29 protein-coding genes and 3 tRNA genes are annotated in these 25892 nt (G+C 58.0%); 14 read left to right on the forward strand and 18 right to left on the reverse strand.

Translation table 11 applies throughout. The annotated features are described in order from the left end of the window. Positions 1-92: 92 nt before the first annotated feature. Complete coding sequence (locus tag AC2FLP_RS00575; protein ID WP_496681432.1) at positions 93-500, forward strand: c-type cytochrome; 408 nt, start codon at positions 93-95, stop codon at positions 498-500. On the opposite strand, the gene AC2FLP_RS00580 is transcribed toward AC2FLP_RS00575, so the two are convergent. Beyond that, positions 497-1189, reverse strand: a complete 693-nt coding sequence (locus tag AC2FLP_RS00580) for a hypothetical protein (protein ID WP_117868293.1) — start codon at positions 1187-1189, stop codon at positions 497-499. The two genes, AC2FLP_RS00575 and AC2FLP_RS00580, sit on opposite strands and share 4 nt — an antisense overlap. A 42-nt stretch (positions 1190-1231) precedes the next feature. Then, a complete protein-coding gene (locus tag AC2FLP_RS00585; protein WP_496681429.1) occupies positions 1232-1894 on the reverse strand; it encodes a DNA-3-methyladenine glycosylase I in 663 nt (220 codons plus the stop codon). Positions 1895-2315: 421 nt separating this feature from the next. Between AC2FLP_RS00585 and AC2FLP_RS00590 the strand changes: the two genes are divergently transcribed. The 5 genes from AC2FLP_RS00590 (at position 2316) to AC2FLP_RS00610 (ending at position 7751) form a co-directional block, all read left to right on the forward strand. Continuing rightward, complete coding sequence (locus AC2FLP_RS00590) at positions 2316-3266, forward strand: ABC transporter substrate-binding protein (RefSeq protein ID WP_117868296.1); 951 nt, start codon at positions 2316-2318, stop codon at positions 3264-3266. Positions 3267-3276: 10 nt separating this feature from the next. Beyond that, positions 3277-4326: a quaternary amine ABC transporter ATP-binding protein gene (locus tag AC2FLP_RS00595; RefSeq protein WP_299894861.1), complete on the forward strand. Its 1050-nt coding sequence runs from the start codon at positions 3277-3279 to the stop codon at positions 4324-4326. Continuing rightward, entirely contained in the window at positions 4323-6389 is a 2067-nt protein-coding gene (locus AC2FLP_RS00600; RefSeq protein WP_496681425.1) for an ABC transporter permease, read from the forward strand. Before AC2FLP_RS00595 ends, AC2FLP_RS00600 begins: the two co-directional genes overlap by 4 nt. A 104-nt stretch (positions 6390-6493) precedes the next feature. Continuing rightward, entirely contained in the window at positions 6494-7159 is a 666-nt protein-coding gene (locus AC2FLP_RS00605; protein ID WP_496681422.1) for an NnrU family protein, read from the forward strand. 70 nt (positions 7160-7229) lie between these two features. Further along, complete coding sequence (locus AC2FLP_RS00610; protein ID WP_299894852.1) at positions 7230-7751, forward strand: DUF2478 domain-containing protein; 522 nt, start codon at positions 7230-7232, stop codon at positions 7749-7751. A gap of 81 nt (positions 7752-7832) precedes the next feature. Here AC2FLP_RS00610 and AC2FLP_RS00615 read toward each other — a convergent pair whose 3' ends face one another. Continuing rightward, positions 7833-8507, reverse strand: coding sequence for a VPLPA-CTERM sorting domain-containing protein (locus AC2FLP_RS00615; protein ID WP_496681420.1), 675 nt, complete (start codon positions 8505-8507; stop codon positions 7833-7835). Positions 8508-8657: 150 nt separating this feature from the next. Next, a tRNA-Tyr gene (locus tag AC2FLP_RS00620) sits at positions 8658-8741 on the reverse strand. Positions 8742-8857: 116 nt separating this feature from the next. Between AC2FLP_RS00620 and rlmB the strand changes: the two genes are divergently transcribed. The 4 genes from rlmB (at position 8858) to AC2FLP_RS00640 (ending at position 11150) form a co-directional block, all read left to right on the forward strand. Then, a complete protein-coding gene (gene rlmB / locus AC2FLP_RS00625) occupies positions 8858-9628 on the forward strand; it encodes a 23S rRNA (guanosine(2251)-2'-O)-methyltransferase RlmB (RefSeq protein WP_496675613.1) in 771 nt (256 codons plus the stop codon). Positions 9629-9645: 17 nt separating this feature from the next. After that, entirely contained in the window at positions 9646-9927 is a 282-nt protein-coding gene (locus AC2FLP_RS00630; RefSeq protein WP_496681634.1) for a hypothetical protein, read from the forward strand. Beyond that, positions 9920-10483, forward strand: a complete 564-nt coding sequence (locus tag AC2FLP_RS00635; RefSeq protein ID WP_496681418.1) for a YHS domain-containing (seleno)protein — start codon at positions 9920-9922, stop codon at positions 10481-10483. The genes AC2FLP_RS00630 and AC2FLP_RS00635 overlap by 8 nt, the downstream gene beginning before the upstream one ends. A gap of 196 nt (positions 10484-10679) precedes the next feature. Next, the gene (locus tag AC2FLP_RS00640) at positions 10680-11150 is read left to right on the forward strand and encodes a CoA-binding protein (RefSeq protein WP_496681415.1); all 471 of its coding nucleotides are present in this window, start codon (positions 10680-10682) and stop codon (positions 11148-11150) included. Here AC2FLP_RS00640 and AC2FLP_RS00645 read toward each other — a convergent pair. From AC2FLP_RS00645 to AC2FLP_RS00660, 4 genes are all read right to left on the reverse strand, one after another. Continuing rightward, positions 11147-11719, reverse strand: coding sequence for a hypothetical protein (locus AC2FLP_RS00645; RefSeq protein WP_117868305.1), 573 nt, complete (start codon positions 11717-11719; stop codon positions 11147-11149). The two genes, AC2FLP_RS00640 and AC2FLP_RS00645, sit on opposite strands and share 4 nt — an antisense overlap. A 69-nt stretch (positions 11720-11788) precedes the next feature. Continuing rightward, positions 11789-12106 (reverse strand): phosphoribosyl-ATP diphosphatase, encoded by a 318-nt coding sequence (locus AC2FLP_RS00650; RefSeq protein WP_299894837.1) that lies wholly within the window; start codon positions 12104-12106, stop codon positions 11789-11791. Then, positions 12103-12864 (reverse strand): imidazole glycerol phosphate synthase subunit HisF, encoded by a 762-nt coding sequence (gene hisF / locus AC2FLP_RS00655; RefSeq protein WP_117872606.1) that lies wholly within the window; start codon positions 12862-12864, stop codon positions 12103-12105. The genes AC2FLP_RS00650 and hisF overlap by 4 nt, the downstream gene beginning before the upstream one ends. A 112-nt stretch (positions 12865-12976) precedes the next feature. Further along, a complete protein-coding gene (locus AC2FLP_RS00660) occupies positions 12977-15025 on the reverse strand; it encodes a fused MFS/spermidine synthase (protein WP_496681411.1) in 2049 nt (682 codons plus the stop codon). 400 nt (positions 15026-15425) lie between these two features. On the opposite strand from AC2FLP_RS00660, the gene AC2FLP_RS00665 reads away from it, so the two are divergent. After that, a complete protein-coding gene (locus AC2FLP_RS00665) occupies positions 15426-15872 on the forward strand; it encodes a DUF302 domain-containing protein (RefSeq protein ID WP_299894828.1) in 447 nt (148 codons plus the stop codon). Between the two features lie 11 nt (positions 15873-15883). Here the strand turns inward: AC2FLP_RS00665 and AC2FLP_RS00670 are convergent, their stop codons facing one another. Both AC2FLP_RS00670 and hisA read right to left on the reverse strand, forming a co-directional pair. After that, entirely contained in the window at positions 15884-16348 is a 465-nt protein-coding gene (locus AC2FLP_RS00670; protein WP_117868307.1) for a DUF2867 domain-containing protein, read from the reverse strand. Positions 16349-16352: 4 nt separating this feature from the next. Next, positions 16353-17075 (reverse strand): 1-(5-phosphoribosyl)-5-[(5-phosphoribosylamino)methylideneamino]imidazole-4-carboxamide isomerase, encoded by a 723-nt coding sequence (hisA, locus tag AC2FLP_RS00675; protein WP_496681409.1) that lies wholly within the window; start codon positions 17073-17075, stop codon positions 16353-16355. Positions 17076-17209: 134 nt separating this feature from the next. On the opposite strand from hisA, the gene AC2FLP_RS00680 reads away from it, so the two are divergent. Beyond that, positions 17210-17611, forward strand: coding sequence for a DUF2147 domain-containing protein (locus AC2FLP_RS00680; protein WP_117868309.1), 402 nt, complete (start codon positions 17210-17212; stop codon positions 17609-17611). 3 nt (positions 17612-17614) lie between these two features. Here the strand turns inward: AC2FLP_RS00680 and hisH are convergent, their stop codons facing one another. Beyond that, positions 17615-18253: an imidazole glycerol phosphate synthase subunit HisH gene (gene hisH, locus AC2FLP_RS00685; protein WP_117868310.1), complete on the reverse strand. Its 639-nt coding sequence runs from the start codon at positions 18251-18253 to the stop codon at positions 17615-17617. After that, positions 18254-18841 (reverse strand): imidazoleglycerol-phosphate dehydratase HisB, encoded by a 588-nt coding sequence (hisB, locus tag AC2FLP_RS00690; protein ID WP_117868311.1) that lies wholly within the window; start codon positions 18839-18841, stop codon positions 18254-18256. Positions 18842-18995: 154 nt separating this feature from the next. On the opposite strand from hisB, the gene AC2FLP_RS00695 reads away from it, so the two are divergent. Further along, positions 18996-19235, forward strand: a complete 240-nt coding sequence (locus AC2FLP_RS00695; RefSeq protein WP_117868312.1) for an Lrp/AsnC family transcriptional regulator — start codon at positions 18996-18998, stop codon at positions 19233-19235. Here the strand turns inward: AC2FLP_RS00695 and AC2FLP_RS00700 are convergent. The 3 genes from AC2FLP_RS00700 to AC2FLP_RS00710 form a co-directional block, all read right to left on the reverse strand. Next, on the reverse strand, positions 19232-20098 hold the full coding sequence (locus tag AC2FLP_RS00700) for a GNAT family N-acetyltransferase (RefSeq protein ID WP_299894814.1): 867 nt from the start codon (positions 20096-20098) through the stop codon (positions 19232-19234). The genes AC2FLP_RS00695 and AC2FLP_RS00700 overlap by 4 nt on opposite strands. Positions 20099-20181: 83 nt before the next feature. Beyond that, positions 20182-20256, reverse strand: a tRNA-Gly gene (locus tag AC2FLP_RS00705). A gap of 33 nt (positions 20257-20289) precedes the next feature. Beyond that, positions 20290-20364: transfer RNA gene (locus AC2FLP_RS00710), tRNA-Gly, on the reverse strand. Between the two features lie 149 nt (positions 20365-20513). On the opposite strand from AC2FLP_RS00710, the gene AC2FLP_RS00715 reads away from it, so the two are divergent. Next, a complete protein-coding gene (locus tag AC2FLP_RS00715; protein ID WP_162896733.1) occupies positions 20514-20666 on the forward strand; it encodes a hypothetical protein in 153 nt (50 codons plus the stop codon). A gap of 15 nt (positions 20667-20681) precedes the next feature. Here the strand turns inward: AC2FLP_RS00715 and AC2FLP_RS00720 are convergent, their stop codons facing one another. The 3 genes from AC2FLP_RS00720 to AC2FLP_RS00730 all read right to left on the reverse strand — a co-directional run bounded on the left by AC2FLP_RS00720 (position 20682) and on the right by AC2FLP_RS00730 (position 25864). Then, positions 20682-21065, reverse strand: coding sequence for an MAPEG family protein (locus AC2FLP_RS00720; protein WP_496681404.1), 384 nt, complete (start codon positions 21063-21065; stop codon positions 20682-20684). Between the two features lie 79 nt (positions 21066-21144). Beyond that, positions 21145-24582: a pyruvate carboxylase gene (locus AC2FLP_RS00725; RefSeq protein ID WP_496681401.1), complete on the reverse strand. Its 3438-nt coding sequence runs from the start codon at positions 24580-24582 to the stop codon at positions 21145-21147. A 160-nt stretch (positions 24583-24742) separates the two neighbouring features. Continuing rightward, positions 24743-25864 carry an alpha-hydroxy acid oxidase gene (locus AC2FLP_RS00730; protein WP_117868317.1) on the reverse strand — a complete coding sequence of 374 codons (1122 nt, stop codon included), beginning with the start codon at positions 25862-25864 and terminating at the stop codon, positions 24743-24745. Positions 25865-25892: the final 28 nt, after the last annotated feature.

Raw genomic sequence — 25892 nt, forward strand, 5'->3', positions numbered from 1 at the left:
GAACCCTCTGCAGCATTTTCGTTGATCTGGATCATTGCGCCAAGACGCCCATCGGGCAACCCTGCAAATGTCAATCTTGGCAGGAGGATACGATGTTCAAGGCAACAATCGGAGTACTGGTTCTTGGGGTTTCGGCTGCTGCTTGGCAGGCCGCTTGGGCACAAGACGCGAAGACCGGAGAAGAACTTTATTTGCACCATTGCGCGACCTGCCATGGGATCGATGCAATGGGGCAGGGTCCGATGGCAGCCGTGTTGGTGGTTCAACCGAGCGATCTGACCACTTTGTCCAACGAAGAAGGCGTGTTCCCGACTGCCAGCGTTGTCGCCCGCATTGATGGTCGGGACCCATTGGTCAGTCATGGTAGCCCGATGCCGGTTTATGGCCCTTATTTTGATGGGCAGGACACATCCATGAAAACGCCGCAAGGTCAGCCTATTCTGACGAGCCAGCCCATCGTGGATCTGGTGGCCTATCTGGAAACACTGCAGCAGAACTAGGTTCCGCTGCAAATTCCGTCGATCTCGGCCTCGCTCCAGGGAAGTAAGATTGCGCGCTCACGCCCTTTTTGCGGAAGCGGTGACAGATCAAAATGCGCGCTCAGCATCGCGTGCAGCCGTTTGGTTCGGGTGGCCTGAGGGTCCAGCGCACGGCAGCAAACGTATTCCTCGACAATGGCGCCCTGCTGTTCAAACCCGTAGGACAGGAAGTCCGGCGACGTTTCGAGGTCGAATAGATACGGATCGCTGCGCCCACCATGTTCCGCCGCAGCACGCAGCGGGTGGTAACCGGTGGTCCGGCGGTTTTGCCACTGCCAGACATGCGTCAGTTCATGGGCCAGCAACATCGCGGCCACCAGGTTCATCTGATCCGGAAAATCAGACATGTAGTCTTCCAGATACCAGTCGCGCGCAAAGTAAACCTTGTTGAACAGGGCCACGGCTGCTGGCCTGCCTGTCACAGGCCCGGGTTCCACCGGAGGAAGGATACGCTCGCGGCAGGCCAGACGTGGGCGCTCCTCGCGGAAATACGTCACGTTGGCAACCGGCGCACCTTGGACCAATCGCACGCTGTCAAGATTAAGGGTTTCGCCCTGAATGGCATCCGCAAAATCACGCTCTTGCTTTGTCAATTGACGACCGCAGGAGGGCAGCAACAAAAGAGCACACAGGAATACGCGCAGAACCATGAGGTGAATCCTAGTCCGCTGCTTGCGATCCGCAAACCGTTTTCACAGGCTCATGGCCAAAACCCGGCTGATTTCCGTCAAAGACCGGCTGGATTGATCCATCCATGAATTAAAGGCCCGTTGCACCGCCGCCATGGCTTTTTTCGACGTGGCGGGCTTGTCGATCACGCCTTCGGCGATCAGGCGGGCGGTGACGTCCCGAGACAGAATGAAACTGTCGCGCCCTGCGAAACGCATCGCATACTGCGCCGAAGCTCCGCCAAGACGAGACCCGCGTTTGGCCAGCATGGCAAGAAGGTTGATATAGTCGTCAGAGGGCCAGCCGCCCAGAACCTTGCCCGCGCCGCCTTCTTCGCGCAGTTCCAAAAGGAACGCCGCGTTGTCCCGCACTGCTGCGATCTTGGTTCCATTGCGGACAATGCGTGTGTCTTGCAGTAAGGCATCAAATTTTTCATCATCCATGAACGCGCACCGACCCACATCGAAACCGTCAAAGGCGGCTTCGAACCCATCCCATTTGTTTTCGATGACCTTCCAGTTGAAACCGGCCTGAAAGACGCATTTCGTGATGATCGATAGCCACCGGTCCTCGGGCATTGCCGCCAGTTCTTCGTGGCTTTTGGGCTTGTTCAGCTGTGCTTCAAAGGCTTCGGCCCCACCGTGGCGAGAGGCGGTAATATCATAGATCTCTTTAAATGAACGCATAGACCCAACCTCAAAGCTGTCATGTAAAGAGTGTTTTGTTTTGCCTTCCTTTTGCAATGGGAATTTTGAGTGTTTGAAACTCACCCGTCAGGGCTAAAAACTCGAGCTCAACAAGAAAAAAGATTTATTACCGTCAAAGAAATCCTCGACAAACGGGCTTAAAACGGTTTGTGATTGACTCGTCAGTCAACATTCCGTGCCCGGGGCTAGGGATAATGACGAGTCGGGCAGGGGCCTTTGCGGCGTCTGCGGGGAAACATCAACGGTTTGGCGGGAAGAAAACTGCGCCGTTACAAACTGATCACTTTCCTTTTCCGACTGAACTTGTGCATGTTGCGGCATGGTATTGTCATCAGACAAAGATACCGGCGGGAAAAACCTCGCCGGGGTGGGCAAAACAAATAAGACAGGGAGAAAATCCATGAAAAAACTAAGTGTAAGCCTTATGGCCCTAACCGTTGCCAGTGCAGCGCACGCGGCGGATATGGGTGCCGTGGACGAGCCGATCAAACTGGCGATCAACGAATGGACTGGTCAGCACGTGACCACGCATGTGGCGGGTGAGATGCTCAAGGCAGCTGGCTATAACGTGGAATATGTGACCGCTGGTATGATGAACCAGTTCCAGGCGCTGGCCGATGGAGACATCGACGCGACGCTGGAAATCTGGTCGTCCAACGTGTCGGATGAATATGCCAAGAAGATCGAGGAAGGCACGGTTGTCGAAATCGGCGATCTTGGCCTGGATGCCAAGGAAGGTATCGCATACCCGGCGCATGTCGCCGATCTGTGCCCGGGACTGCCCGCGTGGGAAGCGCTGAAAGACTGTGCGCAGGTCTTTGCCACTGCGGAAACTCTGCCCGGTGGCCGTCTGGTCGACTATCCGGCCGATTGGGGCACACCTGGCGCGGATCGTATGGTCGGCCTGGAACTGCCGTTCAAGGCTGTCCCCGCCGGGTCCGAAGGCGCCTTGATCGCCGAACTTCGTGCTTCGACCGAGCGCAAGTCGCCACTGCTGATCACATTCTGGCAGCCGCACTGGGCGATGTCTGCCTATGACGTACAGTTCGTTGAACTGCCCGCAGGTGAAGAAGCGTGCTTTAACGATCCGGCGTGGGGTCCGAACCCGAACGCGGTGAACGATTGCGACTTTTCGCCCTCACGCATTTTCAAAGCTGGCTGGAGCGGTATGGAAGAGAAGTGGCCGGCCGCCTATGAAATTCTGACCAATTATCAACTGGCGGTCGAAGACCAGCAACCGATGATGGGCGCGATCGACGTTGACGGCGGAAAGGTCGAAGAAGTCGTCGCCGCCTGGATGGCAGAGAACGAAGGCAAGTGGCGTCCGGTCGTAGACGCAGCAACCCAGTGAGCGCACGTAAGTGACTGACGCGACTATGCCAGCCATCGCCTGCCGGAATCTCTGGCAGGTCTTTGGCCCCGGCGCTGACAAAGCCCTGACCGACGCGCTGTCTCGGTCAGGGAACGACGCCGAAAAAGCCGCCACCGACCTGCGCGAACGAGGGTTTATCCCAGCCGTTCAGGACGCCAATTTCGAGGTCAAGGAAGGCGAGCTGTTCGTCATCATGGGCCTGTCGGGCTCGGGTAAATCCACGCTGATCCGCTGTATCTCGCAACTGTTACCCGGCACGGGCGGTGAGATCCGGGTAGATGGCGAAAACGTCATCGGTGCCTCAAAAAAGGCCCTGACCGATCTGCGCCGTAAAAAGCTGGGCATGGTGTTCCAGCATTTCGGCCTGTTCCCACACATGACCGTTGCTGAAAACGTCGCATATCCTCTGCGCGTTCAGGGCGTTGGCAAGAAGGAACGGCTGGATCGTGCGCAGGAAGTGATCTCGCTGGTCGGACTGGAAGGGCGCGAAGACAGCTTCCCCCGGCAACTGTCAGGTGGTCAGCGTCAGCGTGTGGGGATTGCGCGATCTTTGGCCGTGAACCCCGATATCTGGTTTCTGGACGAGCCGTTTTCTGCGCTTGATCCGCTGATCCGTCGCCAGTTGCAGGACGAATTCCTGCGCATACAGGCGACCCTGAAGAAGTCGATCGTCTTCATCACTCACGATATTCAGGAAGCACTGAAGCTTGCTGACCGCATCGCCATCATGCGGGACGGCAAGATCGTACAGATCGGCACGCCTACAGATATCGTCCTGCGACCCGTTGATGACTATGTGCGCGAATTCTCCAAGGATGTCGCCAAGGGGCAGCATGCCAAGGTCGCCTCGGTCATGCGGAGCGAGGCAGAATGTGGCCCGGATGATCCCGGCCTGACCACGTCGATGACACTGGACGCAGCCCTGGCCCATTGCATGGAACTTTATGAACCCGTGCCGGTGCGTGATGTCGATGGCAATGTCGTTGGGACGGTGCACCCGTCTGATCTGGCTGCCGCACTTCAGGTGGATGAAACATGACCGCCTTGACTGACTTTCCGACGCAACGCAGCGCGCAGTTGACGGCGGGTGCGAAGGCCGCCCTGATCACGGTTATCGTCGGTGCGGCCTGCCTTGCTCTGGAGGGCATCGCCCCATGGCTGGTCAAATGGCCCGCCGCGTGGGAGTTGCCCGCAACCCAATGGGTGGGCGCGTTTCTGGACTGGTTTCTGAACCTGATCAAACCAGCGATGCGGTTGTTCTCGGATATGATGACCTATCCGATGAACTGGGCGAATTACGTGCTTGGCAACACACCATGGCCCATCCTGATCGGAATCGTGACCGCGTTGGGCTGGTACCTGGGCGGCTTGCCCATGGCCGCTCTCGGCTTTCTGGGCCTCAGCTTTGTGTTGGCGTCAGGCTACTGGGCTGAGAGCATGAACACGCTGGCCTTGGTCGCAGTATCCGTTCCGGTGGCGTTGATATTGGGTGGTGGCATCGGCATCCTCGCCAATGAGGTGCCGCGGGTCAAATCCTTCGTGCAGGCTGTTCTGGATGTGATGCAGACTGTGCCGACCTTCGCATATCTCACGCCTCTGTTGTTGCTCTTTGGCTTTGGTCCTGTTGTTGGCCTGATCGCCTCGGCCATCTACGCCGCGCCGCCCATGGCGCGCAACGTGATGCTGGGGCTGGAGCGTGTCGAGCCCGAGATTAAAGAGGCCGCCATAATGTCCGGCGGCACCCGGTTCCAGCAGTTGTTCCAGGTGGAAATCCCGGCGGCTGCGACGCAGATCATGGTAGGCGTGAACCAGTGCCTGATGGCGGCGCTGTCGATGGTGATCATCGCCGCCGTCATCGGCGGGTTCAACGACATCGGCTGGGAGGTCCTGCTGACCATGCGCAAGGCGCAGTTCGGGGAATCTCTGATGGCGGGTTTGGTCATTGTGGTCTTTGCCGTGGTGATAGACAGAATGAGCGGCACCTTGGCGACCGAGCGCAAACGTTATGACAGTCGTGTTGTCTGGGCAATTCTGGGGTTTGCCGTGCTTTTCACTGCCGCCTTCTCGGCATGGCTGCCGAACCCATCCGAACTGACCTTGCTGGACCCGATGGCCGAAGCCGTGGACAGTGGCCTGACTGCGTTCACTCAAGCCAATGGCCCATGGTTGGATGCGCTCAAGAACAATTCACTGTTCTATGTGCTGCTGCCTTTGCGGATCGGTCTGGATCAGGCCGTTCTGCCCTTTACCTGGGGCTTCCAGTGGACGCCGGGCATGAGCTTTGGTCTGTTCGCCGCAGGTGCGGGGATCGCGCTGTTGATGGCTTGGCGTGGTCGGCTGACAGGAGGTCTGATCGTCCTGATCCTGATCGGGATGTTGGAAACCGGTATTGCCAACCTGCCGTGGCTCTTTGTCCTGACCGGTGCCGCTGCTCTGGGCTGGGTGGCGGGGGGCTGGCGCCTGGCGGCGCTGTGTGTGGGGCTGCTTTGCACCATCCTCGTTTCGGGACTGTGGGAGAGAGCGCTGCTATCGCTCTACCTCAGCGGTGCGGCAGTGTTTTCCTGTGCGGTCGCCGGCGGACTGATCGGTCTTGCCAGCGCGGTCTGGGAGCCGGTCTGGAAAGTGGTTCGTCCGATCTGCGACATGTTGCAGACAATCCCGCTGTTCGTGTTCCTGATCCCGGTTCTTATGGTGTTCCAGATCGGTGAGTTCTCGGCCTTTCTGGCGATCTGTGCCTATGCGATCGTCCCGATGATCCGCTACACGCGGCACGGGCTGGTCAACACGCCGGACGAGATGATGGAGGCCGCGATTTCAAGCGGTGCGACCGAGTGGCAGATCATGCGCGACGTCCGTGCGCCCTATGCCGCGCCGACCATCCTGCTGGGACTGAACCAGACCATCCTCTATGCCTTTGCGATGCTGGTGATCGCCGCACTGATCGGCACCACGGGTCTGGGCCAGTCGATCTATCTGGCGCTGGGTCAGGCAGATGTGGGGCTTGGCATTTCGGCCGGGGCCGCGATGGCGATTCTGGCGCTGATTGCCGACCGGATCGTGCAGGGGTTCGCCGAAGAACGCCGTGCGGCGCTTGGGTTGTAACACAGCACGGGGGCGGTGAACCCGCCCCTATGCCTGACTTGATTTCGGACAAGGATACCACCGCCATCCTGATCTAGACCGACCCCAATAACGCGGAGATCTCCATGACCGGTTGGGCCCTATTCCTTGCAGCGCTCATTACATTTCTTCTCAGCCACGCGATTCCCGTTCGGCCCGCCGTGCGTGGATGGCTGATCGATACACTCGGACGCCGGGGGTATTTCACAGCCTATTCGGTTCTGTCGTTGGCCGTCCTGGCGTGGTTGATCATGGCCGCTGCAAACGCCCCTTATGTCGAGGTCATCCCGCCATTCGCGCTGCTGCGTTGGGCGCCGGTTCTGATCATGCCTATGGTCTGCTGGCTAGCTGTTGCAGGGCTGATTATTCAGAACCCGTTCTCTTTCGGAGGGCTGGGCAATCGGCCCTTCGATCCAGAGCAGCCCGGTATCCTGCGCACCACCCGACACCCGATCCTTGCCGCGCTGATGCTGTGGGCGGTGGCACATCTGCTGGCCAATGGCAGCCTGTCACATGTGATTCTGTTCGGTCTGTTTGCAGGTTTCGCGGTCATGGGCATGGCCCTTGTCGACCGGCGCAAGTCGAATGAGATGGGCTTTGAATGGGTCCGCTTGTCCCGCAACACGGCGCGGTTCTCACTGTGCGCACCACGTCCCTGGCCTCGTACCGGGGTGTGGCTGGCCGCGTTTGCCGTCTATGCGGTTCTGCTTCACCTGCACGCTCCTGTGATTGGTCTGTCCCCGCTTCCGTAAACGAGGGTGTGGCCGGGCGGTGCCTTGCGTGCTATTTGAGACGTCACAAACGAATTACAAGAGGTCCAAGATGCATCTGGCCTATGTCACCACCACCGATCGCGGCGCGACGGACCGCCTTCTGAGCGCCGTCGCGGAACGTCTGCTGGCGTCCGGAGCAAAACTGGCCGGTGTTGTGCAAACAAACACGGAATGCGCCGACAGCAGCAAATGCGATATGGATGTGCGGGTGCTGCCTGACGGTGAAACCATCCGCATTTCGCAGTCGCTGGGCACCCAGTCGCGCGGCTGCCGTCTGGACCCGGCAGCGCTGGAACGGGCGGTGGGATATGTGACCGCCTCTCTGGAGGGCGCGCCTCAGCTACTGATCATCAACAAATTTGGCAAGCACGAATCCGACGGTCGAGGGTTCCGCCCCGTGATCGGCGAAGCGCTGGCAATGGATATCCCGGTGCTGGTCGGCGTGAACGGTTTGAACGAGGAGAAATTCCAGACCTTCGCGGATGGTTCCGCGCAAGCCCTCCCGGCGGATCTGGATGCAATCGAGGCGTGGTTCAACAAGGTCTCGGAACTGCGCCCGGCGGCGGAATAGAACCTTCCAAACCGTTGTCTTACTGAAAAAAACGGCGCTGAAAAACAATCAGCGCCGCCTTATCTTTGGTGTTGGGTGCAACTAGGTTGTCTTAAGCCTGCGGTATCCGAACAGGCCCAAAACCGCCCCGATCAAAAGCAGTCCGCTTGCGGGAAGAGGCACCGGCGCAACCTGCAAATTGTCCACATTGAATTCGCCACACCATTGGTCGCACCAAACGGTATTGGACCCAAGGCCAAAGGGGAATTTGACGGCGTTGGGGATGTTCAGCGTGATCAACAGTTGATCAATGGCCGTGAACCCACTGGAAAAACCAAATGTGTTCCAAGCCGAAGGTCCGAACGTCTGCGTCGCAACTGTGGCACCGTTCAACAGGCCCGAAAATGTCAGGGTCGGGACTTTCGCAGTCCCCGCCATGAGCCATTGGTTGTAAGCCTGCGTTCCAAGCGCGGGTGCAGGACCGGATCCGGTCTTGTACACACGCGACAAGCCCGACAGATCCACGGATTGTGCCGTGAATTTCGAACCGTTTACTGCCTGCACCACCGTTGACAGCACGCCGTTGTCGTCGTGGAAGTTGATCTGATTTCCAAAGTTGTAGACAGCGGCATAGTCAAAAGTGAAACCCTGGCTGGTTCCTTGAAACGTTGTCAGCCCGCTTTGCGGATCATTCGGAAAGTTGTTGTCAAATGTAACGGTCAGCGCATTCGCTGCGCCCGCGATACAAACGGCAAGCGCCGCCAATAGCAGTCTCATAACAAGTCCCTCGCAAAAACGTGTTCAGACTAGCGGGCCACGCCCGGTTTCGCAACTTTTACGAGTCCTTGAAGTCGCATGTGCGCGTGCACCTGTAACGGAATCGTGCTGACAGGGCATTGTGACCATCTTTGAAACCTGCTGGAAAGATGGTGGGCGACCCTGGAATCGAACCAGGCGTGCGTCTCCGCGAGGGAGTTACAGTCCCCTGCCACACCTTGCGGCCTGTCGCCCACTGTCAGGCGTTGCACCTGACGTGGAGGCGTGATTACTAGCGCACCAAAGAAGCGTCAACAGGAAAAATTCGCTTTGACGCAGGAAACCGAACTCTTGGCCCGGAGGCCTGAAAAATGAAGAAACCCAAATGGGTCGTTGAAAAGGAACAGGCGCGTAAAGCTGCGGCTGCTGAAACCGTCTGGCTGTTCGGTCTGCATGCGGTTCGCGATGCTTTGATGAACCCAAATCGGCAGAAATTGCGCCTGATCGTAACGCGCAACGCGCGGGATAAACTGGCGGAAGCGATTGAATTCTCTGGTATAGAACCCGAGATGGTTGATCCGCGCAAGTTTACGGCGCCCATTGATGCAGGTTCGGTGCATCAGGGGGCCGCGCTGGAGGTGAAGCCACTGGACTGGGGCGGTTTGGCTGAAAACTGCATCGGTCGGGAAAACCCGCGCGTTATTCTTCTGGACCGTGTCACAGACCCGCACAATGTCGGCGCGATTCTGCGCTCGGCCGAAGTTCTGGGTGCCAGTGCCGTGATTGGCACGCGCCACCATTCCGCGCCTGAGACCGGGGCACTGGCAAAAACCGCCAGCGGCGCGCTGGAGCGTCAACCCTATCTGCGGATGCGCAACCTCGCCGACACAATTGTTGAACTACAGAATATGGGCTTTCTGGTCCTTGGGCTGGACGGTGAAGCAGATGTAACGATCGAAGGCGCGCTAAGCGACGGTCGGGACCGCCCCGTCGCACTTGTTCTGGGAGCGGAAGGCCCGGGATTGCGCCAAAAGACGAAGGAAACCGTGGATCAATTGGTGAAAATTGACGCAGCTGGGGGGTTCGGATCGCTGAATGTCTCAAATGCGGCGGCAATCGCCTTATATGCATCCCGGCCCTGACAAAAAAGGAGAGCGCTATTTCCGGTCCATCAAAAATCGCGACCTGCTGCTATTGTGGGACCCGGGCTGCCTTGGTCCTGAGAGGCAAAGAGCGGCACGAGCTGAGCTGTTCCAATTGTGGCGCCCCTTTGCACGATCTGAAGATGCTGCCAAAGCGGAAGGCTGCGCCTTCCAAATCGGTGCGATCTGCCATTTCTCACACTCCTTCGCGGAAGACCAAGCGAAAAAAGAAGAAAAAGAGCATGTTCTCGCGCGTTTTCGATGAAGCCTGGGATGTGATCGAAGATATCTTTGATTGAACGTATTTGGGTGAAGATCGTTCACATCCACGTCAACAGGGGTTCCGCATGCAGCAAAAAATTGCATCTTGATACCCCAGTGAATTCAGATTCTGACATGACAATGCTGACCCGACGTTCCACACTTGGCGCGCTGTGCGCCTTTTTTCTGGCTCCTGCCACCTACGCGCAAGATATGCCGGTCTATTACACCACCGAAGGGGTGGCGTTGGCCGGGTATGATGCCGTGTCCTATTTCGACAGTTCTACGCCCATAATAGGCATGCCCGAGAATTCAGTAATGTGGAAAGGGGCGCGTTGGCATTTCACCTCGCAGGAGAACCGCGAACTTTTTGAAAGCAATCCCCGTGCTTTCGCACCGCAGTTTGGCGGTTATTGTTCTTATGCGATGGCGATGGGGGTTCTGAAGAGTACAGACCCCAAGGCCTGGAAAGTTGTGGATGGTCGTCTTTACCTGACGCACTCGAAGGAGATCGAGGAGGTTTGGCAGCAGGATCAGGCGGAATACATTGAGATGGCTGAACAAAACTGGCCGGCGGCCCTCTATCGGGAATGAGCGGGAATCAGATAATTGTGAAGAGTCATCACAAAAATGCGCGTGCCCCCTTTTTTTTAACAAAGATATGCCTAAATGTCACAGTGACCGCGGAACGGAACTGCCGCGGGTCATTTCACTGTCCCTCGTTCCAACAACTGGCGCCCAAGGCTTCTTGGGCGCTTTTTTCTTTTTGGAACCCTGCTAAGGATAGGGCATGCCCCACTATTCCGATCAGCACCTGAGAACCATTCTGCAACGCACCAAGACCGTTGCCGTTGTTGGGGTGTCCATGAACCCGGTGCGACCCAGCTATTACGTCGCCCGCTACCTGTCGTTGAAAGGTTTCAACGTGATCCCGGTCAATCCGGGCCATGTCGGGAAAGACCTGTTTGGCCAGACGGTACGCGGCAGCCTTTCGGAGATATCCGAACCCGTGGACATGGTAGACATTTTCCGTCGATCCGAGGCCGTGCCTCCCATAGTGGATGAAGCGCTGGACGCTTTCCCGTCGCTAGGCACAATCTGGATGCAGATCGGGGTTGAACACCCCGAAGCAGCAGCCAAGGCCGAGGCCCGCGGTGTAGATGTCGTGATGAACCGCTGCCCTAAGATCGAATATCAGCGCCTGTTTGGCGAGCTGCGCATGGGCGGGTTTTCGACCGGGATCATCTCGTCCAAGCTTTAAGGCGTTTCAGGCTTGTATGGCTTCAGCCGGGCCACCTGTTCCTGTCGTCGTTTTTCCAGCACGACGTCACGTGGCACCCACTCATAGCGGGTATCCTCGACCAGCGGAGACCAGAAAAGCACCCCGCCATAGCGCCAGGGGTCCAGCACGACGCCCTCATACAGCGACTCTCCCTTGCGACTGATAATCGCCGTGCTGTGGTCGATCCTCAGCGGATTGTCGGCGTTGGCGATGGCGCGGTGCAACTCCAGCGTCTGGAAGTTTTCCTGTTTCAGACGACGTTCAATATCCTCGGCCCAATGCCAGCACAGACCACGCGGGCGCAAGCCCTTGTTGACCTTTGCATTGTGGATCAGCGGCGGATCGGTGATCTGGTATTCGCCCACCAGCTGCGCGGTATAGGAATAGGCGACCTGCGCTGCCCGGCGGGCCTCTTCAGGATCGATATCTGGGCCAAGCAGCTGAATCTCGGCTGTCAGGCGTTGCACCTCATCCCCGGTCGAGGCGGGAGGTGCAGAGCAAGCTGCACCAAGAGCAAGTGTTGCCACAAGCATCAGTACTCGGATCATGTCGCGCCCTCGGCCTGTCAGTCTGACGCCCGAGTATAGCGGCCATTGTAACGGCGCGGAACCCGGTCCTTACCCTTTGGGTCGGGCGGCTTTTTCGGCAATGCCGCTGACGCCCTGACGGCGCGCAAGCTCAGCCAGGACATCCTCCAGCGCTACGTCTCGCGCGGCCAGCATGACCAGCAGGTGGTACAGAACATCTGCCGCCTCAGCGGTCAACTTGGCCTTATCGCCCCTCGTGGCTTCAATAATGGCTTCGATGGCTTCTTCACCAAATTTCTCGGCGCATTTCTCGGGACCCTTTGCAAGCAGCTTGGCTGTCCAGCTTGAATCCGGATCCGCCCCTTTGCGCGTCTCAATCGTGGCAGAAAGGTCGTGTAGAATACTCATGTCAGCCTCATCGGAATGCCAGCGGCGGCCATATGTTCTTTGGCTTCGCGGATCGTGTATTCGCCGAAATGGAAGATCGAGGCAGCAAGCACTGCACTCGCGCCGCCTTCGGTGACGCCTTCGACAAGATGGTCCAGATTGCCGACACCGCCGCTTGCGATTACCGGCACGTCGACTGCATCGGAAATCGCGCGTGTCAGGGGCAGGTTGAAGCCAGCCTTGGTGCCATCGCGATCCATCGAGGTCAGCAGGATTTCACCGGCGCCTTTGGCGACAACGGTTTTTGCGAACTCTACCGCGTCAATGCCCGTGGGCTTGCGTCCGCCATGGGTGAAAATCTCCCACTTGCCGGGACTGACAGTTTTCGCGTCGATGGCGCAGACGATGCACTGGCTGCCGAATTGATCTGCCGATTCCGCGATCACATCGGGATTGGCAACGGCAGCCGAGTTGAAGCTGACCTTGTCTGCCCCGGCCAGCAACAGGGCGCGTACATCATCCTTGGTACGAACGCCGCCGCCGACTGTCAGAGGTACAAAGCACTGCTCGGCTGTGCGCTGTACCACATCGAACATGGTGCCGCGGTTTTCGTGGGTGGCGTGGATGTCCAGAAAACAGATCTCGTCCGCGCCTGCGGCGTCATACGCCTTGGCCGATTCAACGGGATCGCCTGCATCGCGCAGACCAACGAAATTCACGCCTTTGACCACGCGGCCATCGGCAACATCAAGGCAGGGAATGATCCGGGTTTTCAGCATCTGATCGTCCTTCGTTGCCGGACCTTTACCGGCAAAGCGTCGCTGATGCCACAGACGTTTTGACGCCCACGGCCCGGATCGCACCGGCCATGGTCAGCGCAGGTGTCCTGCTTTAGTGATTCCGGTTCTTCAGCAGTTTCAGCGCCGAGAGCAAGTTTGCCTTGTCATCGGTCCACGGCTGCGCGCCGTCGGTTTCAACGACTTGCCAGTTTCCGTCCTGCACAAAACTCTCAATTCGGGATTTGTCCGGGCTCAGGATCACAACGCTGCTGGTGGCGGCTCCGGTTTCAACCTGCTCTTCACCCACGGCCAGCCGTTGATGCGCAGCTGTCAGGTTCAAACTGTCGGCAATTCGTGCCAAAGGCTGGACCAGATCGTAGAACCGGTTCGTGATGTGGAACACCAGAACCCCATCGTCGGCTAGGCGGCTCGTGTACATCTCTACCGCCTCCCGTGTGATCAGGTGAAGCGGAATCGCGTCCGAGCTGTAAGCATCCAAAACCAGGATATCGAAGGCAAATGGCCTTTGCTTCAGGACGATCCGGGCATCACCCAGATGGGTTTCTGAATCGGGCGTGCATTCAGACAGATAGGTGAACAGCGAAGGGTCGCGTGCGATCTGGTCTACAGTCGCGTCGATCTCGAAGAAGTCCCAGTTTTGCGAAGGCTGCCGGTAACAGGCCAGCGCCCCTGTTCCCAGACCAACTATTCCGATGCTGCTGGATTGTTTGCCGAAATCTGACGTGATGACCTGCGCCATTGGTCCTTCGGGGTGATAATAGGACAGCGGTGTGGGCCGAGTGCCATATTCGGATTCGCGTTGCCAGCCATGCACCGTGGTGCCGTTCTTGTAGACGCGGTAGCCCTCACTTGAATACACCGAATGCACACCAAAGAAGCTGCGGTCTTCGAACACCGGATTGTTCTTTACTGCAAATGCAGGCAGCAGAACGACGGCAAGAACCACCGGGATACGCAAGGCCTGAGTCCGGAACAGGTACAGTACTGCAAATATCAGCACGAACAGGGCGCCTGCGCGCGGGATGTCCGCGCTCAGGGCCGCGACGCCCCGTGTCGCACCCGCGATGACGAGGATGAAAACACTTGCCGCAATGCCCATGATGACGTGGCGAAGGGCAAATCCCGGCGCGCGGACAAGGAATAATCCTCCGGCCAGGATCATGGTGATTGGCGCCTCCAACTCACGTGTGAAGGCAATTGGCGCAACGATCGAGTTGAACAACCCGCCAATCGCTCCGCCCACGGAAAGGGCAATGTAGAACACGGTCAACTGCTCGGCTGACGGACGCATGTCGTAAAGCAGGCGATGTGCAAAAAGAGCGATGACGAACAACACCGGGACATAGAGCAGGATGACCACCGGCGCGTCATGTTCGCTGACCACTTTGGACACCAGTACGACACCCGCCGCCAGCGCCGCCAGCATAGGCAGGTTCAAAGCGTCAAGCGTCAGGTGTTTCCATTTGGCGAAGGCAATGATGAAGGACAGGATGTAGACCGCCAGCGGAACGACCCAGATCAGCGGGAGAGCACCAAGGTCCGTGCTGACCCGCGTTGTGAAGGACAGCATCAATGAGGAGGGAATGAATGCGACGAACACCCAGATAGCTATTTGCCGCAGGGTGGGGAAACTGGCTTTAAGTGCTGTTTGCACCGACGACTCTGTGTGACGTGACCCCCGCAGGGCGATCATGCCACTGCCAAGCAAGAGCGCCCCGAACAACACAAAGCCGATCCGCCACACGCGGCTGATCTCAGCGGCCCCAAAAAATGGGTCTGCAACCAGGGGGAAAGCCAGCAACGCCAGCAATGATCCGACATTACTGGCGCTGTAAAGGAAATACGGATCATCCGCCGACGGCCCGCCCGACTTGGCGTACCATGACTGCAACAGGGGCGCATTTGCCGACAACACTGCAAAAGGTACACCTACACCTACGGCGAACAGGCCAAGCGTTTGCACTGCGGTCGAGGTCGTGGCGTTATAGCTCCAGCTTTCGCTGGTGGACAGCGGCAGGAAAGTCAGCGCTGCGACCCAGAGGGCAAAATGGGTAACGATCTGCCAGCGCAAGGGCAGAAATTTGGTCAAAAGATGTGCGTACACATATCCGAGAATCAGCACCACTTGGAAAAACAGCATTGCGGTGGTCCAAACTGCCGGCGCACCGCCAATTTTGGGAAGAACCAGCTTGGCAAAAAGCGGCTGGACAAAGAAAAGCAGACTCGCGCTTGTGAAAATCGCCGCGCAGAAGATCGCAATGGTTGCTGATCTGAATCTGGACGTGTTGGGAACGTCTAGGTTCGAAATACTCACGTTTGCCACCCGGGTTGTTGTGTTTGACGAGGGAATTAAGCGGGGATTCCGCCCGAATTATGGCTCAACGCAGTAAAATGTTTGGCTTTTGGTCGGATTGTTCGCAAAAGCAAGGGTAAAATGGGCATCTCCAATTCAGGCAAGGCTTTGCTGATGCCAGACTTGTGATTGTCAGATTTCCAAAACCTGTGAGAATTGGGGTGAATTTTATAGAAGGAAAACCGATATGCGTACTTTGATACTGGCTTCAATTCTTTCGTTCGGAGGGGCTCTTGCCGCCATGGCTGACGACATCATCAAAGTTCAAACGAATAAATCCGTAGTCGAGGCGCTGGATGATCTGGAGGCAGCGGTAGGCAACGCAGGAGCCACGGTGTTCGCCCGCATCGACCACGCGGCGGGGGCGGAAAAGGTCGGAACGCCCATCCCGGCCAATCAAGTGCTGGTATTCGGCAATCCTGCGCTGGGTACGCCGGCCATGCAGATCGATCCGCGTGCGGGGTTGTTCCTGCCGCTCAAGGTGCAGGCATATGAGGACGGCAACGGTCAGGTCTGGCTGGCCTATGAAGATCCCAAAGAGACGATGGATGAACTGGATGCTGTCGAAAAATCACCCGTCATCGAGAAAATGCGCGGCGCACTGGCCAAGCTGACCGCCGCCGCTGCGGGTTAAGACCTTTTTGGTTATGCGCTTGCGCTTTTCACACGCGCAAGCGCGTTTCGCGCGATCAGGATGTGAAACGGCAGGATCGCAGCAAGGTACAGTCGCCCACCCCAATTGTGACGATGTACCCAGGTGGCCAGCGAGATTCGGCCGTTTTCTGACAGGATTGAGACACGAAAATCCAGATGGCGGTCGTTGAATCCTGCAATCACTTCGGCCTCACCATCATATTCAACCGGAAAAATCCCCAGCTTGTCCGCAGCCTCAGGTCCTTTCGAGCTGAGGCCGAAAGGTGCGACCAACGCGCCACGCAATCGCACCAGCGCCATCGTCCATGCCGGAAACGCGGTAATGATTTCTGCGGCTCGACGAGGCGAGAGTTCCGATTCGACGCTGAAGCAGTCCAGAAAATCGCCGTCTTTATACCGTTTGTGCAGCAGGCTTTGCGCGGACAAATCAGAACGCTTTACAGGCGAATGGAACATTGAACTATTCTCTGAGAGTTGTCAGAGCCTCTTTCAGATCAATCGCCCCATCATAAAGCGCACGTCCGGAAATGGCACCGTTCAGGGCTGCGCCACAATCGCGCAGGGCGATCAGATCGGCGATCGATGACACGCCACCGGATGCGATAACAGGAATGTCTACCGTTCTGGCGAGGTCTGCCGTGGCCTCGATATTGGGGCCCTGCATGGCGCCGTCACGGTTGATATCTGTGTAGATGATCGCGGCCACGCCCGCGTCTTCGAAGCTGCGGGCCAGATCAGTCACCTGAACATTGGTTTCTTCGGCCCAGCCTTTTGTGGCCACCATGCCGTTGCGCGCGTCGATGCCCACGGCGATCTTGCCCGGGAACGCCTTGGCTGCTTCACGCACCAAGTCAGGGTTTTCGACGGCAACCGTGCCCAGAATAACCCGCGCCAGACCCTTTTCGACCCAGGTTTCGATGGTCGCCATGTCACGGATGCCGCCGCCCAATTGCGCAGGCACATTGCAGGTTTCCAGAATCGCCTCGACCGGGGCGGCGTTGATCGGTTCACCCGCGAAGGCACCGTTCAGATCGACCAGATGCAGCCACTCGCACCCGGCCTCGACAAAGGCGCGCGCTTGTGCCGCCGGGTCTTCGTTGAACACGGTGGCCTTGTCCATGTCACCGCGCAGAAGGCGCACGGCATTGCCGTCTTTAAGGTCGATGGCGGGGTAGAGGATCATGTCGGGCGGCCCTATATCACTGTTACACGCGCGGGATATCGCACAGGCAGGGCAGGGGATGCAACGCGACGCTGGGTCATTCTTGCCCGTCGCTGAATGCCGGGTCAGACTGCCCTCAAAACAGGGAGAAAACTATGAAGAGATTTACTTTTGCAGCGGGTTTGATGTTTCTCGCAACCGGCGCGATGGCTGCAGATCCCGTCGACGGTCTGTGGAAGACTGCACCCGGTGATACCGGCGGCTATCTGCACGTGACGATTTCCGAATGCGGTAGTGCGATCTGCGGAACCATCGACAGCGCGTTTGATGCGGATGGCAACGAGCAGCTGGAATATGAAAACCTCGGTAAGAAGATCATCTGGGACATGGTGCCCGAGGATGGCGGAAGCTATGACAGCGGCAAGATCTGGGCACCGGACCGGGACAAGACATACAATTCGAAAATGTCGCTGGACGGCCAGAACAAACTGACCGTCAAAGGGTGTGTGGCGGGCGGTCTGATCTGCCGCGGACAAACCTGGACGCGTGTTCAGTAGGCCTCAGGGTTTCCAGGTCAGGAAGTTGCCCAGCATGCGCAGGCCAACGTCCTGACTTTTCTCGGGGTGGAACTGCATTCCAACCATCGTGTCGCGGCCAATGACGGCCGTGACTTCCTGCCCGTAGTCCACATAGGCCAATCGCTGTGCCGGGTCGGATACGCGGAAGTGGTAAGAGTGGACGAAATAGGTGTGATCGCCGGATTTCACCCCGTTGAACACCGGGTGATCGCTGTCCAGAACAAGATCGTTCCAGCCCATATGCGGCACTTTCAGCGCTGTGTCTGACGGTTCGATCCTGACGACATCGCCGGAAATCCAGTCCAGACCATCCGTTTCGCTGTATTCATGGCCTTTGGTTGCCATCAACTGCATGCCCACACAGATGCCCAGAAACGGGCGGCCTTTCTGTTCGACCGCCTCGACCATCGCGTCATAAATACCCTTGTGACCACGCAGCTCGGCGGCGCATGCCGGAAACGCTCCGTCGCCGGGCAAGACCAAACGATCCGCGCGTGCCACAACATCCGCGTCCGAGGTGACGACAACCTCACCCGCGCCGACCTCTTGCGCCATGCGCTGAAACGCTTTTTCCGCCGAGTGCAGGTTGCCGCTTTCGTAGTCGATAATGGCGGTCAGCATTTACAACGCGCCTTTGGTCGACGGAATCGCGTCTGCCTTGCGCGGATCGGTTTCGACGGCGTCGCGCAGCGCGCGCGCAACGGCCTTGAATGCAGCCTCGGCGATGTGGTGGCTGTTGAAGCCGTGCAACTGGTCGATATGCAGCGTGATGCCGCCATGGGTGCTGAGAGCCTGAAAGAATTCACGCACAAGCTCTGTGTCAAACGCGCCGATTTTCTGTGTCGGCAGCTCCACATTCCAGATCAGGTAGGGGCGGCCCGACAGGTCCAGCGCACAGCGCACCTGAGCGTCATCCATCGGCAGGTGGCATTCGCCATACCGCCGAACACCTTTCTTGTCGCCCAGAGCTTTCGTCAGTGCCTGCCCCAGCGCGATGCCGGTATCTTCGACCGTGTGGTGGTCGTCGATGTGGTAATCGCCCTTGGCTCGGATCGTCATGTCGATCAGTGAATGACGTGCCAACTGGTCCAGCATGTGGTCAAAGAAGCCTACGCCGGTCTGGTTGTCATACTGGCCGGTGCCGTCCAGATTGACCTCGACCGAAATTTCGGTCTCGGCGGTCTGACGGCTGATCTTTGCGCTGCGCATGGGCGAATTCCTTTTGCTACAGGCGCGCTTATAGACGGGGTTGGTCCAGTTGATCCAGTGCCCGCGTCGCGATCGCTTCAAACTGTTGCAGGGGATTGCACCCAGGTCCGCGCCATGCCAGCCTGCCGGAAACTCGATTCAAAAGGCCCGGCTCATGTCCACCTGCGTTTTCATACAAATCCGTTGCAAACCCGGTACCACCTACAAGGTCGCCGAAGAGATTGCGTTACGCGAAATTCACTCGGAACTCTATTCCACCAGCGGTGAGTATGATCTGATGCTCAAGCTCTATATCCCCGAAACCGAGGATGTGGGCCATTTTATCAACGAGCACCTGCTGGTGATTCCAAACATTGAGCGGTCGCTGACCACGATGACGTTCAAGGCGTTCTAGCCCAACTCAAACGTCGTTACGCCAAAGATGCGAGTCAGGTCGATATCGGGTTCGTGATCGGAATACATTCGGGCCGTTTCGAACACCTTGTCCAGCCCAAGCTCGTCGGCCAGCGCAAAAGCAGCTGTGTTGGGCTGAGGCATATCGACGAAGACCTCATGTTCGCTGTGGTCTTCAGGAATTGCCTCCAAAAGTGCCCGCAGCAAAGCCTTCGCAATTTTGGAAGTATCTGCGAACAGCGGGCCAACCTTATAGCCGGTTAGGCAGGGGCGCAGAGTCGCGTAGCCGCGGACTTTACCATTCTCAGTGTAGAGTTTCGAGACATGGCTAAAGGCACTCAACCAGCTTTCCAGAAACAGATCGCGCGGGGCAGGGAATAGCTTGCGGTCGTAAGCTTTCAGGTCATCAGATGCGCTGTTCAGATCGGTTATGTGGTCAATCGGCGCGGTGCCCAACTTCGCCAAAACCCGTGTCTTCGTCCCGGAAAAACGGTAGTTGTTGTAGGCGAAGGTGAAGCCGGATTTGCGATAGTTGTCCTGTTGTTCCACCACACCATCCAGACCCATATTCCGGCCGGTGCAATGCGCCAGCGCGTGTCCCGCAATCTCAAGCCCGTGTCCGTGATGCCGGAAATCAGGTTTTACGATGTAGAAGCCAAGAAACGAAAACGCGTCGTTGTAATTAACTGCCGAAACCGAGGCGATCATCTCACCATCCAGGAACCCGCCCAGAAACCCTTCCGGGTCGGTCGGCCGAAAGCATTCGGCATCATGCACCCCCGGGTTCCATCCCTCACGCCCAGCCCAATCCACGGCGTGTTGGACTTCTTCGAAGGTCAGAGGGCGGATGATGTAATCAGACATGGGTAATGATCCTATAGTGCGCAATGCATCCAGAATGGCGCAACGCTCCACAAAGAACCAGCTTGTTTGGTGAGTTTGGTATCTGGAGCGGGCGAGGCGATTCGAACGCCCGACCCTAACCTTGGCAAGGTTATGCTCTACCCCTGAGCTACGCCCGCATCAGATACATATGTGGTCCAAAGACCTCTCAATGGAGCGGGCGAGGCGATTCGAACGCCCGACCCTAACCTTGGCAAGGTTATGCTCTACCCCTGAGCTACGCCCGCGCCGTTGAGTGAGGAGGGATGTATAAATTCCCACGCGGGGCTGCAAGCGGAAAAACACAAAAAAGAGGAAAAATCTTTCGACGGAACCCGGCTTCCGGTCCGTTCAATCTCAAACGCAGATCAAAAAAGACATGGGTGGAAGGGCTTTCATGATATCCGTTGCAGACATGAAGATAATGGCGCTGGCCGCAATGATTTTGCTGGTCACCGCGATGCCAGAACCGGACAATCACGCACACAATCGGATCACGCCCGTTTTGTTGAAAGCGCCCTATGTGATGACGACGGATCTGACGGGATAGCATCCGCCAGCCAACCTATAGCGCCAGAATCAGGTTTGTGATGGCCGAAATCAGAATGGCCAGGAAAGTCAGGCTCATGCCAGCCTGCCGCAGGATGACGATCTGGGGCGTGCGCCCAAATCCGTATGCGTGCAAAAGACGCCCGGCCAGCAACATCAAGCCCAGTCCATGCAAAATCAACCCACCTGCGCCCTGCAACTCTACCATAGCAATCAGCAAAAGGGCGATTGGGGCGTATTCGGCGCAATTTGAATGTGTCCTTATCGCCTTGATCATCAATTTGCTGCCCCCATCCCCGACAGAGATTTTATCGCTGCGGCGCTGCAGGATCACTTTGACGCTGAGTGCAACGTAAAGGATAGCAATCAGGGCCGCATAGATCGGGGTGATAGCAAGCATGGTGTTTCTCCGGTTCAGCATAGTAAAAGGGCCGCGTGGTTTCCCGCGCGGCCCTTTGAACTGTAACCGGTTCGTCAGCTTATTCCAGCTCGACCAGAAGGTCCTTTGCGTCAATCTGGCCGCCGGGCTGCACATGAACGGCCTTGACGGTCGCATCGCGCTCGGCGTGGATTCCCGTTTCCATCTTCATCGCCTCGATGGTCAGCAACATGTCGCCTTCCTTGATCTGTTGACCCGCAGTCACTGCGACGGTGGCCACAACACCCGGCATCGGCGCGCCGATATGATCCGGGTTGCCAACCTCGGCCTTGGGGCGCGCTTGCGTGCTTGACGTGACCATCCGGTTCGGAACCCGGATCACGCGCGGCTGGCCGTTGAGTTCAAAGAACACTTTGACCTCGCCCTTTTCATCCGTTTCGCCAATGGCCTGACAGCGGATTTCCAACGTCTTGCCGGGGTCGATTTCCGCCGTGATCTCTTCACCGGGCTCCATGCCGTAGAAGAAAGTGCGCGTAGGCAGCGTACGGACCGGGCCGTAAATCCGGTGACGTCCCATGTAGTCCAGGAACACCTTAGGATACATCAGGTATCCGTTCAGATCCTCGTCATCGACCTCTTTGCCTTCCAGTTGCTTGGACAGCTCTACGCGGGTGGCCTCAAGATCAACCGCAGTCACGTCCTTGCCGGGGCGCTCGGTGTTGGGGGCTTCGTCCTTAAGCACCTTCTTGATGATGGTGTCCGGAAAACCGCCCGGAGGCTGACCCAGATTGCCGCGCATCATGTCCACGACCGAGTCCGGGAAGGCCACGTCGGTATCGGGGTCCTCGACCTGTTCGCGGGTCATGTTCTGGCTGACCATCATCAGCGCCATGTCGCCAACGACCTTGGAAGACGGCGTTACCTTCACGATGTCACCGAACATCTGGTTCACGTCAGCATACATCTGCGCCACTTCGTGCCAGCGCTCTTCCAGACCCAGGCTGCGCGCCTGTGCCTTGAGGTTGGTGAACTGACCGCCGGGCATCTCGTGCAGATAAACTTCCGAGGCCGGAGCCTGCAGGCTCGACTCGAACGCCGCGTACTGGCCGCGGACGACCTCGAAGTAATCGCTGATTTCACGGATCGCCTTGATGTCCAGACCGGTGTCGCGGTCTGTGTGGCGCAGCGCTTCGACCACCGTACCCAGCGTCGCCTGGCTGGTGTTGCCCGAGAAGCTGTCCATCGCGCAGTCAACAGCATCCACGCCCGCTTCGGACGCGGCCAGAATGGTCGCGCTGGCAATACCGGCAGTGTCATGTGTGTGGAAGTGGATCGGCAGCCCGACCTCTTCTTTCAGCGCGCGGATCAGGATCTTGGCCGCGGCGGGTTTCAGCAGGCCCGCCATGTCTTTCAGGCCCAGAATATGCGCGCCGGCGTCGCGCAGCTCTTTCGCCATGCCGACATAGTATTTCAGGTCGTACTTGGCACGGTCCGGGTCAAGAATATCGCCAGTGTAACAGACGGTACCTTCACAAATCTTACCGGTTTCGACGACCGCATCCATCGCCACGCGCATGTTCTCGACCCAGTTCAGCGAGTCGAAGACACGGAACACGTCAATTCCTGTCGCCGCCTGACGCACGAACTCCTGCACCACGTTATCAGGGTAGTTCGTATACCCCACTCCGTTTGCGCCGCGTAGCAGCATCTGGGTCATCAGGTTCGGCATCGCCTCGCGCAGGTCGCGCAGGCGCTGCCATGGACATTCCTGCAAGAAGCGGTAGGCGACGTCGAAGGTCGCACCGCCCCAGCATTCGACCGAGAACAGCTGCGGCAGGTTCGCCGCATAGGTCGGGGCCACTTTGATCATGTCGATTGACCGCATCCGGGTCGCCAACAGAGACTGGTGCCCGTCGCGCATGGTGGTGTCGGTGATCAGCAGTTGGCGCTGGGCTTTCATCCAGTCTGCCACCGCCTGCGGGCCCTTCTGCTCCAGCAGGTTGCGCGTACCCATCTGCGGTTCGGCTTTCAGCGCGGGCGGCTTGGCCTCTTTCAGATCGGCGCGCGGTTCGGGGCGGTCCTTGGTCTCGGGATGTCCGTTCACCGTGATGTCGGCTATATAGGTCAAAACCTTGGTGCCTCGGTCGCGCCGCTTCTTGAAGGTGAACAGCTCGGGCGTGGTGTCGATGAACTTGGTTGTGTATTCGTTCGACAGGAAGGTCGGGTGCTTGAGCAGGTTGATGACGAAATCGATATTGGTGCTGACACCACGAATACGGAATTCTCGCAAGGCACGGTCCATCCGGCTGATCGCTTTTTCGGGCGTCGGGGCCCAAGCGGTAACCTTGGTCAGCAGCGAGTCATAATACCGGGTGATCACACCACCCGCATAGGCCGTCCCGCCATCCAGGCGAATACCCATACCGGTGGCCGAGCGATACGCGGTGATGCGGCCATAGTCGGGGATGAAGTTGTTCTGCGGGTCTTCCGTCGTGATGCGGGTCTGCAGCGCGTGGCCGTTCAAATGCACGTCTGCCTGGCTTGCAGCGCCGATCGCCTCTGCCAGAGGTTTGCCCTCGGCGATCAGGATCTGCGCCTGCACAATGTCAATGCCGGTGACTTCTTCGGTGACGGTGTGTTCCACCTGCACACGAGGGTTTACTTCGATGAAATAGAATTTGCCGGTTTCCATATCCATCAGGAACTCGACGGTTCCGGCACATTCATAGTTCACATGAGCGCAGATCTTGCGGCCCAGTTCGCAGATTTCGGCGCGCTGTTCGTCGCTCAGATACGGGGCAGGGGCGCGTTCAACGACCTTTTGGTTCCGGCGCTGGACCGAGCAGTCGCGTTCATAGAGGTGATAGATTTCACCGTGTTTGTCACCCAGGATTTGCACCTCGACATGGCGCGCTCGGATGATCATTTTCTCCAGATAGCCTTCGCCATTGCCGAAGGCGGCCTCTGCCTCGCGACGGCCTTCCAGGACTTTCTCTTCCAGTTCTTCTTCCGACTGGATCGGGCGCATGCCGCGCCCGCCGCCGCCCCAGGACGCCTTGAGCATCAGCGGGTAACCGATCTCGGCGGCCTCCTTGCGGATCGCGTCCATGTCATCGCCCAGAACTTCGGTGGCAGGAATGACCGGAACACCTGCTTCGATGGCTACGCGTCGCGCGCTGGCCTTGTCGCCGAGCGCACGCATGGTGTCCGCCTTTGGACCAATGAAGGTGATACCGTTCTTGACGCAGGCATCGACGAAATCCGGGTTCTCGGACAGCAGGCCATAGCCCGGGTGGATCGCGTCGGCACCACATTGCTTGGCAACACGGATAATCTCGTCGATCGAAAGATACGCGGCGACCGGCCCCATGCCTTCACCGATCTGATACGCCTCGTCCGCCTTGAACCGGTGCAGGCCCAGTTTGTCTTCTTCAGCGTAAACGGCGACGGTTCGTTTTCCCATTTCGTTTGCTGCGCGCATGACGCGGATGGCAATCTCGCCGCGGTTGGCGATCAGGATCTTGTTGAAGTCTGTCATGATAGGTCCCGGACTTTCGTGTATAGGCGTCTTATTGGGCGGAGAATACGCACACGTATATCCGTTCTTCTGGGTAGAACCGGCATGTTAACGCTCGCAAACGCCCTTTGGTCGCAGTGCCTTTATACTTATGCCGCGCCGCAGCATCAAATATTAAACGTTAACTCTCAATCTGACACAGGCTTGCCAATCCCATCTGACCCATATTAGCGTGCAGATCCTGTCTTAGGATATCGATGACATGTGCGGGCCCTTGTGCGCCAAGTGCGGCGAGTCCATACAAAAAAGCACGCCCGAGCATGACGAAATCCGCGCCAAGTGACATTGCCCTCAAGATATCCAGGCCGCCTTCGACGCCACTGTCGAAGATCAGGGGCAGGCGGGTCGCATCCCGGATAGAGGGAAGAATCTCAATGCTGGCCGGGGCCGCGTCAAATTGACGACCGCCATGATTCGACACCCACAAGGCGTCGACACCAACCTGTTCTAACCTGCTCGTATCCTCCGGGCGCAGGACGCCTTTCAGGACAAGCGGCCCGTCCCAATGGTCGCGCAGCCATTTGACATACTCCAGGTCTGGCGATGTTCGAAGCAGGTATCCGACATGTGCAGTCGGGGGCAGATCTCCGGGGTTTTCAATATACTTGTCCAGCGTTCGCATGTGCGGCACACCGTTGCGCAGCATGCCCATCGCCCAGGCGGGTCTCTGGGCGATCTGCGCCAGCACGCGCGGGGTCAGCTTTGGCGGTTGCCGCAAGCCCGATCGTGTCTGCCTTTCCCTGCGCGATGCGACGGGAACATCCGCTGTGAGAACCAGGGTTTTGAACCCGGCCTTGCGGACCCGGTTCAGCAGGTCCTTTCGAATATCCGGATCTCGGGGCGGATAAAGTTGGAACCAGGCATTGTCCCCAAGATGCGGTGCCATGTCTTCGGGGCTTTGGCTGGCTACTGTCGACAGAGTGTAGGGAATACCCGCCTTTGCGGCCGCGCTGGCAAGCAGCTGTTCCGCGCGAGGCCAGACCAGACCGGACATTCCGATCGGTGCGATCCCGAATGGCAACGGATACGGAGCCTCAAGAAACGTCTTTGACGTATCAAAGTCCAGCTCACCGTGCAGGATCGAGGGGCAGAGGCGCACGTCATCCAGGGCTTGGCGGTTCCGGTGCAGTGTCGTTTCCATCCCGGTTCCACTGTCGATATACTCCCACACAAAATGCGGCAGGCGACGGCGCGCACGGTGTTTCAGATCCGGTATGCCGGGATAGGTGCTGTGCAAGTCCATGCAGATTGATCCGACCTGCCAAGCGATT

This window comes from Ruegeria sp. CDSA141 (genome assembly GCF_059612005.1).